This window comes from Gemmatimonadota bacterium, from assembly GCA_041390125.1.
GTDB lineage: Bacteria > Gemmatimonadota > Gemmatimonadetes > Longimicrobiales > Gaopeijiaceae > JAGQIF01.
Genome location: JAWKQN010000005.1, coordinates 339,038 through 357,790 on the forward strand (window position 1 = coordinate 339,038; position 18,753 = coordinate 357,790).

Genomic DNA, 18,753 nt, shown 5'->3' on the forward strand with positions numbered 1-18,753 from the left:
ACCCTCAGCGACCTGTTGGTGACGTCATGAAGGCAGCCGAGATCCGCAGCCGCTTCCTGGGCTACTTCCAGGCCCGCGGCCACGAGGTGCGCCCGAGCTCCTCCCTGGTGCCGGGCAACGATCCCACACTGCTCTTCACGAACGCGGGCATGGTGCAGTTCAAGGGTGTGTTCCTCGGACAGGAGCGGGTGCCGTACGCCCGCGCCGCGACGTCGCAGAAGTGCGTGCGTGCCGGGGGCAAGCACAACGACCTGGAAGAGGTGGGCAAGACGGCTCGACACCACACCTTCTTCGAGATGCTGGGCAACTTCTCCTTCGGCGACTATTTCAAGCGGGACGCCATCCGCTACGCCTGGGAGCTCCTCACCGTCGAGTACGGGCTCGAGCCGGGCCGGATGTTCGCGACCGTGCACCACACGGACGACGAGGCGGCTGCGCTCTGGGAGGAGGTCGCTGGCCTCCCGCCGGAGCGGATCTTCCGTCTGGGGGACAAGGACAACTTCTGGCAGATGGCCGATACCGGTCCCTGCGGCCCCTGCTCGGAGCTCCTCTACGATCAGCGGCCCGACGCCGAGCGTGGCGATGCGCTGGACCGGGACACGTTCGAGCGCCTGGCCGAGGCCGGAACGATCATCGAGCTGTGGAACCTGGTCTTCATGCAGTTCGACCGGGACGAGACCGGGCAGCTCGAGCCGCTGCCCGCACCCTCGATCGACACCGGGGCCGGGCTGGAGCGTCTGGCCGCGGTCCTCCAGGGCGTCGACTCCAACTACCACACGGACCTCTTCCGGCCTCTGCTCGATCGGGTCGCCGCCGTGGTCGGCCGCGCGTACGAGCCCACCACCGATGCTGGCGTGAGCTTCCGCGTGCTCGCCGACCACGCGCGGGCCGTCGCCTTCCTCCTGGCCGACGGCGTGCTGCCCTCCAACGAGGGGCGTGGCTACGTCCTGCGTCGCATCCTGCGCCGCGGCGTCCGGCATGCGTGGCTCCTCGGTCGGCGTGAGCCCACCCTGGTCGACGTCGTCGATCAGGTCATCACCGAGATGGAGGCTGCCTACCCCGACCTGCGTGCCCAGTCCGAGCTGCTGCTGCGCACCACGCGCGCCGAGGAGGAACGCTTCCTCGCCACCATCGCGGGCGGGCTCGACCGCTTCGACGAGCTGGCCCCGGTGGGCGGGAGCGGGTCCATCCCGGGAGACGAGGCGTTCAAGCTCTACGACACGTTCGGGTTTCCGCTCGACCTCACCCAGGTGATGGCGGAGGAGCGCGGCTACGCCGTGGACGTGGCCGGCTTCGAGCGGGCCCTGGAGGAGCAGCGGACGCGCAGCCGCGAAGCACGCGCGGCGGAAGGGATCGCGGGCGCGGATGTCCTGGACGGTAGCTGGACGCTCCCGGACACGTTGGACCAGCGCTGGATCGGGTACGCGTCGCGTGCCGCGGACATCGTCGTACGCGACTTCCGCCGCCTGGACGGCGGACGCTATGCCCTGGTGCTCGACCCCAATCCGTTCTACGCGGAGGGCGGGGGTCAGGTCTCGGACGTGGGCGCGGTGGAAGGTGACGGCTGGCGGCTGGTCGTCCAGGATGTGCGCAAGGTGGCGGGGCGGATCGCGGTGGTCGGCCCGCTGGACGGCATCTTCCCGGATCGGGCCGACGTGCACGGGTGCGCCGCGGTCGACGCGCGCGCGCGCCACGACACGGAGCGGAATCACACGGCCACACACCTGCTGCACGCGGCGCTGCGCAAGACGCTCGGCGCCCACGTGCGACAGCGCGGGTCGCTGGTTGCCCCCGACCGGCTGCGCTTCGACTTCTCCCACGATGCCCCTCTGACCGACGAACAGGTGCGCGGGATCGAGGCGCGGGTGCAGAACTGGATCTGGGACGACACCGCGGTCGGCTGGCGCGAGCTTCCCTTCGACGAGGCCAAGGCGCAGGGCGCCATGGCCCTGTTCGGCGAGAAGTACGGGGACGTGGTGCGCATGGTCGAGGTCCCGCACGTCAGCCGCGAGCTCTGCGGCGGGACCCACGTGCGTCACACCGGCGAGATCGGGCTCTTCCGGATCGTCTCGGAGAGCGGCGTTGCCGCCGGCGTCCGTCGCATCGAAGCCCTGACGGGTCGCGCCGCCCTGGCCGACATCCACGAGGAGCAGGCCCGGACGCGTGAGGCTGCCCGTCTGCTGCGTACCCAGCCGCCCGCGTTGGTCGCGCGCGTGCAGGGGCTCCTCGACGAGAAGGCCGAGCTCGAGGATCTGCTCAAGGAGCTGCGCACGCAGGGTGGCGGCGGCGAACAACGGGTGGCCGACGAGACCGTGGAGACCGGCGCCGGGACGGCCCGGGCACTGGTGCTGCGGACGCGTGCGCGCGGCGCCGACGAGATGCGCGAGCTGGGCGACCGCCTCCGCGCGGATTCCGCGCTGGTGGCGGTGGTCGGCACCGAGTTCACGGACGGCAAGCTGGGTCTGTTGGTGTCGGTCTCGGACGACCTGGTCCAACGCGGCGTACGCGCGGGGGACCTGGTCAAGCGCCTGGCCGCCCTCGGTGGGGGCACCGGCGGAGGTCGTCCCCACATGGCGCAGGGCGGGGTCTCCGGATCCGAGGGCCTGGACGCCGCGCTCGGCGGCGCGTTGCCCGTGATCCGGGACGCGCTGGTGGGAGCGAGCGGCGGTCGATGAGCTGGCGTACGGTGCCCGGCGTGCCGGAGCGGCTGGCGGAGGCGCTCGACCGTGTGGGTGCGTCACCCGACGCCCGGCCCGACGACTGGGTGGACGCCGCCGCGGCGGCGGTCGACCGGATCGCCGACGAAGGCCAGCGCGAAGCGGCCTACGCCCTCCTCGCGGCCGACGCCCTCGTCACCTGGGCGTGCGAGCGAGCGGCGCAGCAGCCGGACGCGCAGCGTGCGCTGGAGCGGGTGCTCGTTCGGGTACGGGAGGCGATGTAGTTGACGGAGGCCGCCCCCGGTCGGGTCGACCTGCACAGCCACCTGGTGCCCGGTGTCGACGATGGCGCCCGTACCCTGGAGGACTCGCGCACCGGCTTGCGCCGCCTCCTGCAGGCGGGTGTGGGTGCGCTGGCGACCACGCCTCACCTCGCGGGGTCGGTCACGCTGGACGAGGATCGCTTCGAAGCCGTGATGGAGGTCATGGACGCCGGGTGGACGGCGCTCGCCGACCTGGGCGCGCGTGAGTTCCCCGGGCTCACGCTCGCGCGCGGGCACGAGGTGGCGCTCGACGATCCCGACACGCGCTTCGACGATGCGCGGGTCCGCCTGGGAGGGACCTCCTTCGCGTTGGTGGAGTGGCCGCGCTTCAATCCGCCGCCGGCCTCCGAGGCCGCCGTGCAGCGCATCCGGCGGCAGGGCGTGCGTCCGCTGATCGCCCACGTGGAGCGCTACCAGGGTGCGCTGCGCGACCTGGGACGCGTGGCGCGTTGGAAGGAGGCGGGTGCCTTCGTGCAGGTGAGCTACGGATCGCTGTTCGGCCGGTACGGCCCGGAAGCGCGCTCCGTGGCGCAGCGGCTCCTGGAGCGGGGGTGGGTGGACGTGCTGGCCACCGATCTGCATCCCCTCCCGGGCGCGGAGGTCTACATCGAGGACGCGGAGGAGATGCTGCAGCGCGCCGGCGCGGAGGAAGCCTTCCACACCTTGAGCGCGCTCAACCCGGGACGCATCCTGGAGGATCAGGAGCCGCTCGCGCCGCCGCCGCTCATCCTCGCTCCTGGCTTCTGGCAGCGGTTCAAAGGACTGATCCGACGACGGTGAGCACATGATCGATCTGCGCGGGAAGACGGCGGTGGTGACGGGTGGGTCGCGCGGCGTGGGCCGGGCTGTGGCCGAGATGCTCGCGGCGGCGGGCTGCGCCGTCGGCATCGGGTACCGCTCGCGTCACGACGAAGCCCAGGAAACGGTGGACGCGCTGCGCGCCCACGGTGTCGATGCGTGGGCCGAACCCGGGGACCTGGCCGACGAGTCCGCCGCCGACGCGCTCTTCGCCCGCGCCGATCGTGCGTTCGGCGGGCTGGACTTCTTCATCGGCAACGCGGCCGTCTGGCCCGTCGCCGACGTCGCCATCCAGGACATGGAGACGGAGCGCTGGAAGCGTACGCTCGCCATCAACCTGGATTCGATCTTCTACACCACACGCGCCGCGGCTCGCCGCCTCCGTGATCACGGGCGCATCGTGCTCGTGAGCTCCACCGCCGGCCAACGCGGCGAGGCGTTCCATGTCGAGTATGCGGCCAGCAAGGGCGCCATCCTGTCGATGGTGAAGGGCCTCTGCGTCGAGCTGGCGCCGCGCGACATCACCGTCAACGCGGTGGCCCCCGGCTGGATCCTCACCGACATGGTCGATGACGCACTGATGGCGGGAGGCGAGGAGCGCATCCGCGCCTCGATCCCGCTCGGACGCATCGCCACCGCCGAGGATGTGGCCGGCCCCATCGTCTTCCTCTGCTCGCCGCTGGCCCGCCACATCACCGGTGAGGTGCTCAACGTCAATGGCGGTGCCGTTCTCCCCGGATAGGGTGGAGCGAACCCTCGAGGAACGGCTGGCCGTCCCGGCTGCCGTGCTCGGGGTGGTGCGCACCCTCGAGGACGCGGGCTTCGAGACCTGGACCGTGGGCGGGGCCGTGCGCGACGGCGTGCTGGGCCGTCCGGGGTCCGACTGGGACCTCGCGACCCGAGCGCGCCCGCGCGACGTGCAACGCCTGTTCCGTCGCACGATCCCTGTCGGCATCGACCACGGCACCGTCGGTGTGCTCCCTCGCGGCGGCCGCCTCGTGGAGGTGACCACGTTCCGCCGCGACGTGGTGCCCCTCGGGCGGCGCGCCGTGGTGGAGTTCGCCGATACGATCGAAGACGATCTCGCGCGCCGCGACTTCACCATCAATGCGCTCGCGTGGCATCCGTTGCGACGCGAGCTGCGCGATCCCTTCGACGGCCTGGCCGACCTGAGGGGCCGTCGCTTGCGGGCCGTGGGCGACGCCGACCAGCGCTTCGTCGAGGATCACCTGCGCATCCTGCGGGCTCTCCGGTTCGCCGGGCGGTTCCGGCTCACGGTGGACGCGGACACGTGGGACGCGCTGGTGCGTCGTCGCGATGCCACGCGCGACCTCTCCGCCGAGCGGATCCGCGAAGAGCTGCTGAAGATCGTCGGGGCGGATCCGCGTCCCTCGAGGGCGCTCGGGCTCTATCGCGCGTCGGGCTTGCTGGCGGCGCTGTTCCCCGAGCTGGACGCTGCGTTCGCGTCCCGCGGTCCGGGGGCCTGGACCCACGCCGTCGGGCTGGCCGATCGGCTGTCCCGCCGCGACCCGCTGCTTCGCCTGGCTCCGCTGCTCGCGCCGCTGCACGCCTGGGGGGGAGGCGAGTCCGTCGTGACCTTCCTCACCCGGCTCCGCTTCTCCAACGCCGACACCGACCGCCTGGTCCGGCTCACGCGCGGCGCGGGTGCGCTTCCCGCCGCCGACGGCGCCGGGGCCGCACGCCGCCGCTGGCTGCACCGCGCCGGCCCCGAGGCGGCTGCGCTGCTCGCCTGGAGCCTCGCCGAGGCTCGTCTCGCGCACGACATGGACGCTACGACCGCCCGGGATACGGTCGCGCGCGTGTGCGCGCTGCGCCGCGCGCTGCGCGCCCGGCCCGTGCTGACCGTCGGTGGTCTCGCCGTCGGCGGGCGCGACCTGATCCAGCGTGGCCTCAAGCCGGGCCCGGGCTTCGCGCAGCTTCTCGAACGGCTGCTCGAACAGGTGCTGGACGACCCGGCCGCCAACGACCGTGAGACCCTGCTCCGCTTCGTGGACACCTGGACGGAGGACGCGTGACCCAGGACGACCTCTTCGGCGGCCCGGTGGAGGGCGGGGCGCCCGCGCCCGACTCCGGGCCGGAGCCCGTGCCGGGACCGGACGCCCCGCTCGCCGCGCGCATGCGGCCGCGCACCCTGGACGAGCTCAAGGGCCAACGCGCCCTGCTCGGTCCCGGTGGATCGCTCCGGGGACGCATCGAGAGCGGTCGGATCTCGAGCATGATCCTCTGGGGTCCACCCGGGTGCGGGAAGACCACGCTGGCCCGTCTGCTGGCCGGCTACGTGGACGCGGCGTTCGAGCCCATCAGCGCCGTCACGGCGGGGGTCGCCGCCATCCGGGAGGTGACGGCACGCGCCCGCACGCGCCTGGAGACCAGCGGCCGGCGGACGATCGTCTTCTGCGACGAGATCCACCGGTTCAACAAGGGACAGCAGGACGCGTTCCTCCCGCACGTGGAGAGTGGCACCATCACCTTGATCGGCGCGACCACCGAGAACCCTTCGTTCGAGGTCGTGCGACCGCTCCTGTCCCGCGCACCCATCGTGCTCCTGGAGCCCCTGGACGCGGCCGACGTGCGGGAGATCCTCACCGACGCGCTGCACGATGCGGAGCGTGGGCTCGGCGGCCAGGGTCTGGAGGCGGACGAGGATGCGCTCGCCACGCTCGCCGCCGCGGCCGACGGGGACGCGCGTCGCGCGCTGGGCGCGCTGGAGGTGGCGGCCGAGCTCGCGCGGACGCGTGGGGGTCGCATCGACGCGGCCGCCGCGACCGACGCGCTCCAGCACCGGTTCGCCGTCTACGACAAGGGCGGGGAGGAGCGCTACACGCTCATCTCGGCCCTCCACAAGTCGATCCGCGGTGGGGATGCGGACGCGGCACTGTACTGGTTGGCGCGCATGCTGGAGGGAGGCGAGGAGCCGCTCTACCTGGCTCGACGCCTGGTGCGCATCGCCTCCGAGGACGTGGGCCTGGCGGCCCCCCAGGCCCTCGGCATCACGCTGGCGGCCGAGCGCGCCTACCGCTTCCTGGGCTCGCCCGAGGGCGAGCTGGCCCTGGCCGAGGCGGTCGTCTTCCTCGCGGCCGCGCCCAAGTCCAACGCGGTCTACGTCGCCTTCGGGCGTGCCAAGGAGCTGGCGCAGGAGACCCCGGGCCTCGGCGTCCCGCTCCATCTGCGCAACGCCCCGACCCGGGAGATGAAGGCGCTGGGCTACGGCGAAGGGTACCGCTACGATCCGGACGAGCCGGGCGGCGTGGCGGCCCAGAGCTACCTCCCGGACGCGCTCGTGGGCCGGCGCCTCTATGCGCCGCTGGAGCGGGGGCAGGAGGCGGGCGTGCGCGAGCGCCTGGAATCGTTCCGGCGCCTGCGCGAAGCGGGGGCCGCGGAGGAGCCGTCGCCATGACCCCGAGTATCCGCCGGGGTCCGGTTCCGGGCAGGGGCCGGCACGGCCCACCACCGCCGGTGGGACGTCGGGACCCGCTCGGGGGTACGCACGCGCGCGCCGGCGGTGGTCGGCGCTCGCCCCATCCTGCCCCGGAGGCCCCATCCCCACCGCGCTGATCGAGAACCGGACCCCCGTCGAACGCACCGTGCTGGTGGGCGCGCCCCCCAGCTCCCAGCCCCGCCACGTCGCGGACGAGCACCTGGCGGAGCTCGAGCGGCTCACGGAGACGGCGGGTGGAGAGGTCGTCGCCCGGCTCGTGCAGCGGCTCGACAGCCCCACGCCCTCGCACTACATCGGCAAGGGCAAGGTGGAGGAGTTGGGCGCGCTCGTGCAAAGCTCGAGCGCGAACCTCGTCATCTTCGACGAGGAGCTGAGCCCGGTGCAGGGGATGAACCTGGAGCGCGCGATCGGGACGCGCGTGATGGATCGCTCCGAGCTCATCCTGGACATCTTCGCCACCCGCGCGCGCAGCCGGGAGGCCAGGATGCAGGTCGAGCTGGCCCAGCTCGAGTACCTGCTCCCGCGCCTGACGCGCATGTGGAGCCACCTCTCGCGCATCCGGGGCGGCATCGGGCTGCGCGGTCCGGGCGAGACCCAGCTGGAGGTGGACCGACGTCTCGTGGGTCGGCGCATCGCCGACCTCAAGCAGAAGCTCGAGGGCGTGGCCCGCTCGCGGGAGACGCAGCGCAAGCGCCGGCAGGGCGAGTTCCGCGCTGCGTTGGTCGGCTATACGAACGCGGGCAAGTCGTCGCTGTTGCGCGCCCTCTCCGGCAGTGACGTGTTCATCGAGGATCGCCTCTTCGCCACACTGGATCCCGCCACGCGCGCCGTGGACCTCGGTGGGGGCGCGAAGGCGCTGGTCACCGACACGGTCGGGTTCATCCGCAAGCTTCCTCACAACCTGGTGGCCTCCTTCCGCTCCACGCTCGAGGAGGCACGCGAGGCGGACGTCCTGCTGCTCGTCGTGGACGCCTCCCACAGCGAGTGGGAGGAACAGCTCGCCGTGGTCCACGAGGTCCTGGAGGAGCTGGACCTGGACGACCGCCCCCAGGTGCTGGTCTTCAACAAGATCGACCGGCTGACGCACGCCGAGGAGGAGGCCCTGCGGGAGCGCATCCATGCGCTCGAGCCCACACCGGCCGTGTTCACGTCGGCGGTGGAGGAAGGAGGCCTCGAGGTCTTGAAGAGCGTGTTGCTCGCGCGACTGCGCGTACGCCAGCCGGAGGTGGTGGTGGAGGTCCCCGCCGGCGAAGGCGGGCTCCTCGCGGAACTGCACCGCTCCGGGGAGGTGCAGGCGCTGGAGTCGGACGGAGCCCGTGTGCGCCTCACCGCGCGCTTGCCCGAGGCGCTCGTGGAGCGGCTGCGCTCGGAGGGCTACGTCGTGCAGGACGAAGGCGCCCGCACGGACGGGGCGGACGGGTGAGCGGCCCTCCCGCCGCCGTCGTGTTCGTGGGCACCGGACGGGCCGCCCTGGCGCTGGGGCACGTGCTGGCCCGGGGCGACTGCGCGCTTCCCCTCCACTACGTCGGCCGCCGCCCGCACGCGCCCGACCATCCGCTCTTCCGTGAAGGCCACGCGCGCTATTCGGATACGCTGCGTGCGGTGCCGGCGGATCCCGCGGGCGTGCTGCTGCTTGCCGTCGCCGACGACGCGCTCGCCGAAGCCGTGGGCGGGGTGCGTCGCGAGGGCCCCTGTGGACCGGGGTGGTCCGTCCTCCACCTGTCCGGCGTGCACGACGCCTCCATCCTGGAGCCGCTGCGTCCGCGGGGGTGCGCGCTCGGCACCCTCCACCCCCTGCAGGCGCTCTCCCGGCCCGAGACCGCGCTGGAGATGCTGCCTCGCTCCTCCTTCACGGTCTCTGGTGACGCGGACGCGCAGGCGGCGGCGCGAGCGCTGGTGGCGTGTCTGGGTGGACAGGCGCTCACGATACCGGACGAGGGACGGGGGCTGTATCATGCGGCCGCGTCGCTGGTGGCCGGGGGGGTGCCGGTGCTGATGGAGGCCGCTACGCGCTGGATGAGCCAGGCCGGAGGTGAGCCCGAGGCCTCGCGGGCAGCGTTGCAGGGGCTGCTGGAAGGCGTGGTGGCGAACCTGCGGGTGGAGGGCCTGGGGGCCGCCAGCGGGCCGCTGATCCGGGGCGACGTCGGGACGGTGGCGCGACATCTGCAGAGGCTCGACGGCGACGACCGCGACTTCTACGCCCAGGTTTCGCGCGCCCTGCTGCGGGCCTTCGGTCCCACCCTGCCGCCCGATACGCGGGCGGCGTTCCACGCCCTGCTGCACGAGGACCCATGAGGCTCTACGTCAACGTCGACCACGTCGCGACGGTCCGGCAGGCCCGTCGCACGGACGAGCCCGACCCGGTACGGGCGGCCATCCTCGCCGAGCTGGCCGGGGCGGACGGCATCACCATCCACCTGCGGGAGGATCGGCGCCACATCCAGGACCGCGACGTCCGGGTGCTCATGCAGATGGCGCGCACCGTGGTGAACCTGGAGATGGCGGCGTCGGGCCCCATCGTGGATCTGGCGCTGGAGCTCAGGCCCTTCCAGGTGACGCTGGTGCCCGAGCGCCGGGAGGAGGTCACGACCGAGGGGGGCCTGGACCTCGCGGGGGCGGGCGCCCGCGAGCGCGTCGGCGCGGCCGTGCGGACGCTCACGGAGGCGGGCATCCATAGCTCGCTGTTCATCGATCCCACGTCGGAGGCGCTGGAGGCGTCCCGCGCCCTCGGGGTGCCCGCCGTGGAGCTGCACACGGGTGAGTATGCCAATGCGCGGGGCGCGGCGCGCGAGCGGGAGCTGGATCGCCTGGCACGGGCGGCCGCGGAGGGCAGCCGACTGGGGCTGGCCGTGCACGCCGGCCATGGCCTCACCTACGAGAACGTCACACCGGTGGCGGCCATCCGGGAGATCGAGGAGCTGAACATCGGTCATAGCATCGTCTCCCGGGCGGTGCTGGTGGGCATGGAACGGGCCGTGCGCGAGATGCGCGCGCTGCTGCGGGAGGCACGGACGCCGTGAAGCTCGACTGGAAGGCGGGACTGGGGATCGCCATCAGCGTCGGGCTGCTCTGGTGGCTGTTCCGCGATCAGGATCTCGGGCTGATCGCGTCGCAGATCCGGGGGGCCGATCCGCTCCTGTTCACGCTGGCCACCGCCATCGCCGTCTCCGCCTATGCGATCCGCGCCTGGCGCTGGAAGATCCTGCTGTCACCGCTCTGTCGCGACACGAGCTTCTACCATCGTTGGGCCACCACGCACATCGGCTTCATGGCCAACAACCTGCTGCCGGCGCGCGTGGGCGAGTTCGTGCGCGCCTACGCGCTGGCGCGGGTCGAGCCGGTCTCCGTGTCGGGCGCGTTCGGCTCGCTGGTGGTGGCGCGCTTCCTGGACGGCATCTCGGTGGTCGCCCTGCTGATCGTGGCGGTGGCGCTGCCCAGCTTCCCCACGGGCGTCATGGTCTTCGGGCAGCCGCTGGGGGGCTTCGTGCGCGGCGTGATCGTCACGCTGAGCGTGCTGCTGGTGATCATCGGCACGCTCGTGCTGGTGCCCGACCTCGCCCGCGGGAGCGTCCGCCGCTTCGGCGTTCTGCTGCCGCCGGCGCTGGCCGCCCGCCTGACGGTCATGACGGACCAGTTCCTGGATGGGCTGTCCGTCCTGCGCGACCCGGCATTGTTCGCCGCGTCGCTCGCGCTCAGCCTGCTGCACTGGAGCTGGTACGGACTGTCGTTCCTGCTGGGAATGGCGGCCTTCCACATCGACCTGGGCTACGGCGCCGCGCTCTTCACGCAGTCGCTGGTCGCCTTCGGCGCCGCGATCCCCTCCGCTCCCGGGTTCTTCGGCACGTGGCACGCCGCGGCCAAGGTGGCGCTGGTGGATGCCTACGGCGTGCCCGAGACGCAGGCGCTGGCGTTCGCCACGGGCTACCACCTGGCGGGCTTCCTGCCCATCACCGCGTTGGGGCTCTACTACGCCTGGCGGCTCAACATCTCGGTGACGCGACCCGAGTCCGACGCGCCTCCGGCGTCGGTGGAAGCGCAGGGCGCGGCGTGACCCGCGCGGTGCGCGTCGCAGCGCCCGCCAAGCTCAATCTGGTGTTGCGCGTGCTCGCGCGGGAGGCGAGCGGGTGGCACCAGATCGAGTCGTTGTTCGCGGCGGTGGATCTGGCGGATACGCTCACCGTGGAGGTCACGACGCAGAGCCGCGAGGTCACGCTGGAGGTCGACGGCGACGTGGGTGGCGCTGCCGCGGAGGACAACCTCGTCGCGCGTGCGGTCGGCGTCTTCCGGGCCGCGAGCGCCGAAGCGCTTCCCGGCCTCCACGTCCGCCTGACCAAGCGGATCCCCGTGGCTGCGGGGCTGGGAGGCGGCTCCTCCGACGCGGCAGCCGTCCTGCGCGCCCTGACGGCGCTGTTCCCGCAGGCGGTGCCCGAGCGCGAGCGGCTCGGCCTCGCCGCGGCGCTGGGGTCCGACGTCCCGTTCTTCCTGGCGGCGCGCCCGTGGGTGTGGGCCTGGGGGCGGGGGGGCCGCATGCTGACGCTCGAGCCGCCGCCCGCGCGGCCGGTGCTGATCGCGGTCCCGCAGGACGGCGTGGCCACGACCGGCGCCTACGCTGCGCTCGGCGAGGCGGCCCGGCTCCGCGCCGCCGAGCCCTGGCTGGCCGAAGGCCCGGAGCTGGAGCGCTGGGAGACCGTGGCCGGGCTCAGGGAGAACGACTTCGAGTCCGCGCTGCACCCGGTCCGCCCGGACCTGGCGCGGATGGCGCGCGCCTTCGAGGAGACCGGCGCGCTCCTGTGCGGGATGACCGGCAGCGGAGCGGCCCACTACGGGGTGTACGCCACCACCGCCGAGCTGGAGCACGCCGCCCGTCACCTGGCGGGCCTGGATCCAGGGTGGCGGGTGTGGCCCAGCGCGACCCGCACGGAGTGGCCGCCGGTGGAAGTGCTGGGGTAGGGGAGGGCTGCCGCGGGCAACGCCGGGGCGGCCACCGCGGTATGCGGCCGCGGGCGGTCCCGTCCGGTGGGCGCGCGTCGGGGGCCTCCCGGCGGGTTGAGCCGACCTCCGCGAACGGGTACGATTGCCATCCGGCCCTGGCCGGTCTGGCCCGTCGTCTAATGGCAGGACACCGGTCTTTGGAACCGGTAGTGGTGGTTCGAATCCACCCGGGCCAATCCCCCCCTCCCGTAGTCCCGCCACCCCTCCGGTCGTATCCTGGGGCATGCCCCTCCGCGTCCCGCCCCTCGTGTTCTGTGGCATCCTGGCGTCCGCTTCGGCTGCCGCTCTGCCCCTGGCCGCCCAGGAGCCGGAGCGCCCCGACTCCAGCGACCTGCGCGGGGACGCCCGCAGCGCCCAGTCCGCCTTCGAACGTCTGCGCGTCCGGCGCCTTCCGCGCGAGCTGATGGGCAGCGGCGGCTGTGACGAGGTCATCGGCCGGATCTGCATGCGGCACGACGGCGATGACGACTTCGTGCCCCCGCCCGAGGACGAGGACATCACCGAGGGTCGGGAGCGCCTGCTCGCGGAGCTGGCGGACATCGGGCGTGCGATTCCCGGAGACGACTGGGTACTGGGCCAGCGGGTCTGGTATGCCATCGAGGCGGGGCGGCCCGAAGAGGCCATCGAGCTCCCCCAGCCCTGCGCGGCCACCCCGTGGTGGTGCGCCGCCCTGGAGGGCCTGGCCCTCCACGCCGCAGAGCGCTTCGAGGACGCGGAGCGCGCGTTCGGACGGGCGCTGCAGGCGATGCCGGAGGAGACCCGCGCGGCCTGGGACGACGCCACCCAGGCCGTCCTGGGGCGCGAGCGTCTGGGCTGGCTGGAGGAGCAGCCGGACCGGGACGCCGCGCTCGAGCGCTTCTGGCGGCTGGCCGATCCCTCGTGGATGGTGCCCGGCAACGATCGGCGCACGGCCCACTGGGCCCGGCTGACGGCCTCGGGCATCCGCGACCGGGCCCGCAACGCGTACGGGCTGTCGTGGGGATTCGACCTGGAGGAGCTGCTGATCCGCTACGGGTGGGAGATCTCCTGGGGCCGTGACGTGTGGCGGGCCGGCCAGATGGAGGACCGGGTCGTGGGTCACCACCCGCCCCGGAGTCGGGAGTACGCGCCACCCGAGCCGGTCCTGGCCGATCCGGCGGCCACGGCGCCCGATGACTGGGCGCTGGAGGGGAAGCGTCCGCACACCGCCTACGCCCCCACCTACGCGCCGGAGTTCGGCGCCATGCTCCCGCAGCACGCCGCGTTCCGACGCGAGGAGGGCGTGCTGCTGATCGTGGCGCCGGACTCTGCCGACGTCCCCGGCGAGCGGGGCCTGGTCCTGCTCGATCTGGAGGGCGAGCGCACCGTGGCGAGCCCCGACACCGGTCGGGTCCAGCAGGCCCGGGTCCCGTGGGGTCGGTGGATGATCAGCGCGGAGTGGATCCAGCCCGACTCGGGACGGGCGCGGCGGGCCCGGTTCGGCGCCGAGTGGACGCCCGTGGCGCCCGACGTCCCCACCCTCTCCGATCTCCTCCTGGTCACGGGAGGCCGTACCCTCCCCGTCACGCTGGAGGACGCGGTCGCCCGGGCCCACCCGGGGCGGGTCCTGCGGTCGGGCCAGCGCCTGGCGCTGGCCTGGGAGCTGTACCGCTTCGGCGGCCGGGCCGAGGAGGTGGCGTACCGGGTGCTCCTGGAGCCCACCGACACGGGGCTGTTCCGGCGAGCCGGGGAATGGATGGGGGTCCTCGACCCGGAGCGGCCCGTGGTGCTGGCCTGGTCCGAGGTCGACGAGCCCGCCCCCGAACCCCACTTCCGCAGCGTGGATCTCACGTTGCCGGAGCTGGAGGCCGGCGCCTACCGCCTCAGCCTGGAGGTCCAGCTCCCGGGACGGGCGCCGTTGGTGGCCGTGCAGCGGGTCCGGGTGCTGGAGGAGGGGGAGGGCCGTTCCGCGACGGACGCCCCGCCGCGGTCCAGGCGCTGAGCGGACGGGCCGGGAATCCGGGTCCGGGGCGGACGTCGCGGGGGCGCCCGAGGTCCCGCGGTCCGGTGCGGCGAAACCACCGCAGTTGACGGTACTTCCGGGCGTTTCTACCATAGTGGGCTGTTGACTCGGAGCCCGGAACGCGGCCAGCCCACGGATGGACGACACCTTTCAGCGGGGCCCTCTCCTCCTTCTCTCGGGGCGGGCCAACCTCCCCCTCGCCGAGGAGATCGGGACCCTCCTCGGGTGCTCGGCCAACGGGGCCACGATCCGGAACTTCTCCGACGGCGAGATCTTCGTCCGCATCGACCGCAACGCCCGCGGGCGGGACGTCTTCATCATCCAGCCCACCGTCCCGCCGGCCGACCACCTCATGGAGCTCCTGCTCCTGTGTGACGCGGCCAAGCGTGCGTCGGCCGCCCGCATCACGGCCGTGCTGCCCTACTACGGCTACGGACGTCAGGATCGCAAGGACCAGCCGCGTGTGGCCATCGGCGCCAAGATGGTGGCCAACCTGATCACGGCCGCCGGTGCCGACCGCGTGCTCGGCATCGACTTCCACCAGCATCAGATCCAGGGCTTCTTCGACCTGCCGGTCGATCACCTGTACGCCGCACCGGTGCTGGTGAAGTACTTCCTGGACAAGGGGCTGGAGAACCGCGTGGTCGTGGCTCCGGACGTGGGCTCCGCCAAGATGGCCCGCGGTTTCGCCAAGCGACTCGATGCCGGCCTGGCCATCGTGGACAAACGCCGTCCGGCCCCCAACGTCTCCGAGGTGCTCAACATCGTCGGGGACGTCGAGGGCTGCACGTGCATCCTCGCGGACGACATGATCGACACCGGGGGGACCATCGCGTCGGCCGTACATGCGCTCAAGGAGCGCGGTGCGTCGCGTGTGTTCGCGTGCGCCACGCACGCGCTGCTGTCCGGGAGCGCCCGGGAGAAGCTCTCCCAGGCCCCGCTCGAGGAGCTGGTCGTGACCAACACGATCCACATCCCCGAGGAGCGTCGTTTCCCCCAGCTCAAGATCCTCTCGGTCGCACGCCTGTTCTCGCACGCGATCGAATACATCCACAAGAACGAGTCGGTGAGCCAGCTCTTCGGAGCGCCCGACATGAAAACCGCCTAGAGGTCGAGCCATGTCCGAAGCAGCTACGTTGAAGGCCGAGCGCAGGGAAGGGACCGGGAAGGGCGCTGCACGCAAGCTGCGCGCGGCCGGCCGCGTGCCGGCCGTGGTGTACGGCGCCGACAGCGATGCCCAGTCCCTCACGGTGGACGCCCACGAAGCCCGTCTGTTGTTCGAGCGCATCTCGGTGGAGAACACCATCGTCTCGCTCGAGATCGAAGGGGAGTCGGGAGCGGTCGACACGCTCGTGCGTGAGGTGCAGGTCCACCCCTACCGGCAGCACCTCGTCCACGTGGACTTCCTCCGCATCCAGAAGGGTGTGGCCGTCCACGTGCAGGTGCCGGTCCACTTCGAGGGCACGCCCAAGGGTGTGCGGCTCAGCGGCGGCATGTTGGAGCAGCACGTGCACGACCTGGACGTGCGCTGCATCCCCTCGGCCATCCCCGACCACCTCGAGGTCGACGTCAACGCCCTCGACATCGGGGACTCGCTGCACGTGTCCGACATCGCGGTCCCGGCGGGCGTGGAGATCGTGACGGAGGCCGGACGGACGCTGTGCACGGTGGTGCTGCCCAAGGGGGCCGAGTCGGAAGCGGCCGCCGCGGAAGGCGAGGCTGCGGGCGCGGAGGCGTAGGCCATCGCGCGCGGGACCCACATCGTGCTCGGCCTCGGCAATCCCGGTCCCGAGTACGACGCAACCCGACACAACGTGGGGTGGTGGGCCCTCGATCGCATGGCGCACGACTGGGACCTGGGACCGTTCGAGCGCGAGGGAAAGAGCCTGATCGCGGAAGGCCGCGTGGGCCGACACCCCGTCCGGCTGGTCAAGCCGCTGACCTGGATGAACCGCAGCGGGCAGGTGGTGGGGGCGGCGCTGGAACACCGCGACCCCGCCACCCACCTGATGGTCCTCGTGGACGATGCCTACCTCGACGCCGGGCGCCTGCGCCTGCGAGGGAAGGGAAGCGCGGGCGGCCACAACGGGCTGGAGTCCGTGGAGCAGGCGCTGGGGACCAGCGCGTACGCGCGCCTGCGCATCGGAGTGGGTCCCCGGCCCGAGCGGGGGGACCTGGCGGACTGGGTGCTGGCGCCCATGTCCGCGGAGGACGAGCAGAAGGTGCTCGACCGGTTGGAGGACGTCGTGGACGGCGTCCGGGTGTGGATGGACCGCGGCCTGGAGGCCGCGATGAATCGGGTCAACGGATGACGAACGCCCCCGCGGGGCCGAGACAACGCGAGAAAGGAACGAGATCCCGAGCATGAGCGACATCGTGAGCATGACGGGCTGGGCCTGGGCGGTCGGCCTCCTCGGCCTCCTGGTGGCCGGCGGCATCTACGGCTACGTGAAGCGCCAGTCCCCCGGCACCGCCGGCATGATCGAGCTGTCCGATCAGATCCACGACGGCGCCATGGCGTTCCTCAACCGCGAGTACCGCGTGTTGGGCCTGTTCGTGGTGATCGTGGCCGCGCTGCTCTTCTTCGCGATCGGAAGCGAGACGGCCCTGGCCTATGTCGCCGGCGCGTTGTGTTCGGTGGCCGCCGGCTTCTTCGGCATGAAGGCGGCCACACGCGCCAACGTGCGCACCTCCGCCGCCGCCAAGGACGGCGGGGCGGGCAAGGCGCTGCGGATCGCCTTCTTCGGGGGGGCGGTCATGGGCCTGTCGGTGGCCGCGCTCGGCCTGATCGGCATCGGCGGCTTCTACTTCGCCTACGTGGTGCGCTCCGGAGACGGCATGCTGGCCCACTTCGCCGAGGTGATCTCCGGCTTCGCCATGGGGGCCAGCTCCATCGCGCTCTTCGCGCGCGTCGGCGGGGGCATCTACACCAAGGCGGCGGATGTCGGGGCCGACCTCGTCGGGAAGGTGGAAGCCGGCATCCCCGAGGACGACCCGCGCAATCCGGCCACGATCGCCGACAACGTCGGCGACAACGTGGGCGACGTGGCGGGCATGGGCGCCGACATCTTCGAATCGTACGTGGGCTCGGTGGTGGCCACGGTGGCCATCGGTGCCACCGCGGCGGCGGCTGGCAGCGGCGCGGGTGCCGTGGCGCTCCCCATCCTGACCATCATGGTGGGTCTGTTCTGCTCGCTGCTGGGGATCGGCGCCATGCGCCTGCTGGAGCGCTCGAGCCCGGCCTCCGCGCTGCGCAACGCACCCATGCTGGCGGCCGCGCTCTTCCTGATCATCATGTTCTTCGTGGTGCGCGCGCTGGACGTGCGCATCGTGGGCGTGCTGACCGGCGAGTCCTTCGGCGCGACGGGCCCCTTCTGGGCCATCCTGGCCGGCACCATCGTCGGCATCGTGATCGGGTTGGTCACCGAGTACTACACGGCCGCCGGACCCATCCGGAAGATCGCCGACGCCAGCGAGACCGGCTCGGCCACCAACATCATCACGGGCCTGGCGGTGGGGATGGAGTCGACGGCCATCCCGTTGCTCCTGATCTGTCTGGCGATCTTCATCGCCTTCAGCGCGGCGGGCCTGTACGGGATCGGCATCGCGGCCGTGGGCATGCTGGCCACCGTGGGCGTCACCATGTCCGTGGACGCCTACGGCCCCATCGCCGACAACGCGGGCGGCATCTCCGAGATGAGCCACCTGGGCCCCGAGACCCGCGCCATCACCGACTCGCTGGACGCCATCGGCAACACGACGGCCGCGATCGGCAAGGGCTTCGCGATCGGCTCGGCGGCCCTCACCGCGCTGGCGCTCTTCAGCGCCTACGCCTCGGCCGTGGGGCTGACGCAGTCGGGCATCTCCATCGTCAACCCGATGGTCGTCATCGGGCTCTTCATCGGCGGCATGCTGCCGTTCCTCGTGGCGGCCATGACCATGACCGCGGTGGGTCGGTCGGCCGGCGCCATGGTCGAAGAGGTCCGCCGCCAGTTCCGCGAGATCAAGGGCCTCATGGAGGGGACGGCCAAGCCGGACTCGGCGCGTTGCGTGGACATCTCCACGCAGGCGGCGCTCCGGGAGATGATCCTGCCGGGCGTGACGGCCGTGGCGGCGCCGGTGCTCGTGGGCGCCTTCGTGGGCGTGGAGGCGCTGGGCGGCCTGCTCGCCGGCGCCACGGTGACCGGCGTGCTCATGGCGCTCTTCATGGCCAACGCCGGCGGCGCCTGGGACAACGCCAAGAAGTACATCGAAGGCGGAGCGCACGGCGGCAAGGGCTCCAACGCCCACAAGGCCGCCGTGGTGGGTGACACGGTCGGAGATCCCTTCAAGGACACGTCCGGCCCGTCGCTCAACATCCTGATCAAGCTGATGAGCGTGGTCTCGCTGGTCCTTGCGCCCTGGCTCGTCGAGCTGCACGCCGACGGCGCGGGCATGGGCTGGCTGTTCGAGACCGTCCGCTCCTTCTTCGTCTGATCGTCGTGTCGAGAGGCGGCCCGTCCCGGAAGGGGCGGGCCGCCTCCGCATTCCCACCCGGGGAGA

16 protein-coding genes and 1 tRNA gene are annotated in these 18,753 nt (G+C 72.5%); all 17 read left to right on the forward strand.

Features of this window, described 5'->3' with window-relative positions; translation table 11 throughout:
- The first annotated feature begins 26 nt into the window (after positions 1 to 26).
- The gene (gene alaS, locus R3E98_06385; protein MEZ4423015.1) at positions 27 to 2,675 is read left to right on the forward strand and encodes an alanine--tRNA ligase; all 2,649 of its coding nucleotides are present in this window, start codon (positions 27 to 29) and stop codon (positions 2,673 to 2,675) included.
- Positions 2,672 to 2,941, forward strand: coding sequence for a hypothetical protein (locus tag R3E98_06390; GenBank protein MEZ4423016.1), 270 nt, complete (start codon positions 2,672 to 2,674; stop codon positions 2,939 to 2,941). Before alaS ends, R3E98_06390 begins: the two co-directional genes overlap by 4 nt.
- Positions 2,942 to 3,760: a CpsB/CapC family capsule biosynthesis tyrosine phosphatase gene (locus R3E98_06395; GenBank protein ID MEZ4423017.1), complete on the forward strand. Its 819-nt coding sequence runs from the start codon at positions 2,942 to 2,944 to the stop codon at positions 3,758 to 3,760.
- A 4-nt stretch (positions 3,761 to 3,764) separates the two neighbouring features.
- The gene (locus tag R3E98_06400) at positions 3,765 to 4,520 is read left to right on the forward strand and encodes an SDR family oxidoreductase (GenBank protein ID MEZ4423018.1); all 756 of its coding nucleotides are present in this window, start codon (positions 3,765 to 3,767) and stop codon (positions 4,518 to 4,520) included.
- A gap of 1 nt (position 4,521) precedes the next feature.
- Positions 4,522 to 5,814: a CCA tRNA nucleotidyltransferase gene (locus R3E98_06405; GenBank protein MEZ4423019.1), complete on the forward strand. Its 1,293-nt coding sequence runs from the start codon at positions 4,522 to 4,524 to the stop codon at positions 5,812 to 5,814.
- Positions 5,811 to 7,196 (forward strand): replication-associated recombination protein A, encoded by a 1,386-nt coding sequence (locus R3E98_06410; protein ID MEZ4423020.1) that lies wholly within the window; start codon positions 5,811 to 5,813, stop codon positions 7,194 to 7,196. The genes R3E98_06405 and R3E98_06410 overlap by 4 nt, the downstream gene beginning before the upstream one ends.
- Before the next feature lie 193 nt (positions 7,197 to 7,389).
- A complete protein-coding gene (gene hflX / locus R3E98_06415) occupies positions 7,390 to 8,661 on the forward strand; it encodes a GTPase HflX (protein ID MEZ4423021.1) in 1,272 nt (423 codons plus the stop codon).
- Entirely contained in the window at positions 8,658 to 9,533 is an 876-nt protein-coding gene (locus R3E98_06420) for a Rossmann-like and DUF2520 domain-containing protein (GenBank protein MEZ4423022.1), read from the forward strand. Before hflX ends, R3E98_06420 begins: the two co-directional genes overlap by 4 nt.
- On the forward strand, positions 9,530 to 10,258 hold the full coding sequence (locus R3E98_06425; GenBank protein MEZ4423023.1) for a pyridoxine 5'-phosphate synthase: 729 nt from the start codon (positions 9,530 to 9,532) through the stop codon (positions 10,256 to 10,258). The genes R3E98_06420 and R3E98_06425 overlap by 4 nt, the downstream gene beginning before the upstream one ends.
- Positions 10,255 to 11,289 carry a lysylphosphatidylglycerol synthase transmembrane domain-containing protein gene (locus R3E98_06430; protein ID MEZ4423024.1) on the forward strand — a complete coding sequence of 345 codons (1,035 nt, stop codon included), beginning with the start codon at positions 10,255 to 10,257 and terminating at the stop codon, positions 11,287 to 11,289. Before R3E98_06425 ends, R3E98_06430 begins: the two co-directional genes overlap by 4 nt.
- A complete protein-coding gene (ispE, locus tag R3E98_06435) occupies positions 11,286 to 12,188 on the forward strand; it encodes a 4-(cytidine 5'-diphospho)-2-C-methyl-D-erythritol kinase (protein ID MEZ4423025.1) in 903 nt (300 codons plus the stop codon). Before R3E98_06430 ends, ispE begins: the two co-directional genes overlap by 4 nt.
- A gap of 147 nt (positions 12,189 to 12,335) precedes the next feature.
- Positions 12,336 to 12,406 (forward strand) — tRNA-Gln (locus tag R3E98_06440).
- A 47-nt stretch (positions 12,407 to 12,453) separates the two neighbouring features.
- A complete protein-coding gene (locus tag R3E98_06445; protein ID MEZ4423026.1) occupies positions 12,454 to 14,190 on the forward strand; it encodes a hypothetical protein in 1,737 nt (578 codons plus the stop codon).
- 157 nt (positions 14,191 to 14,347) lie between these two features.
- Entirely contained in the window at positions 14,348 to 15,319 is a 972-nt protein-coding gene (locus tag R3E98_06450; protein MEZ4423027.1) for a ribose-phosphate pyrophosphokinase, read from the forward strand.
- Positions 15,320 to 15,329: 10 nt separating this feature from the next.
- Positions 15,330 to 15,950, forward strand: a complete 621-nt coding sequence (locus tag R3E98_06455) for a 50S ribosomal protein L25/general stress protein Ctc (GenBank protein MEZ4423028.1) — start codon at positions 15,330 to 15,332, stop codon at positions 15,948 to 15,950.
- Positions 15,951 to 15,974: 24 nt separating this feature from the next.
- Positions 15,975 to 16,523, forward strand: coding sequence for an aminoacyl-tRNA hydrolase (pth, locus tag R3E98_06460; protein MEZ4423029.1), 549 nt, complete (start codon positions 15,975 to 15,977; stop codon positions 16,521 to 16,523).
- Positions 16,524 to 16,575: 52 nt separating this feature from the next.
- On the forward strand, positions 16,576 to 18,687 hold the full coding sequence (locus tag R3E98_06465; GenBank protein ID MEZ4423030.1) for a sodium-translocating pyrophosphatase: 2,112 nt from the start codon (positions 16,576 to 16,578) through the stop codon (positions 18,685 to 18,687).
- The last annotated feature ends 66 nt before the right edge of the window (positions 18,688 to 18,753 follow it).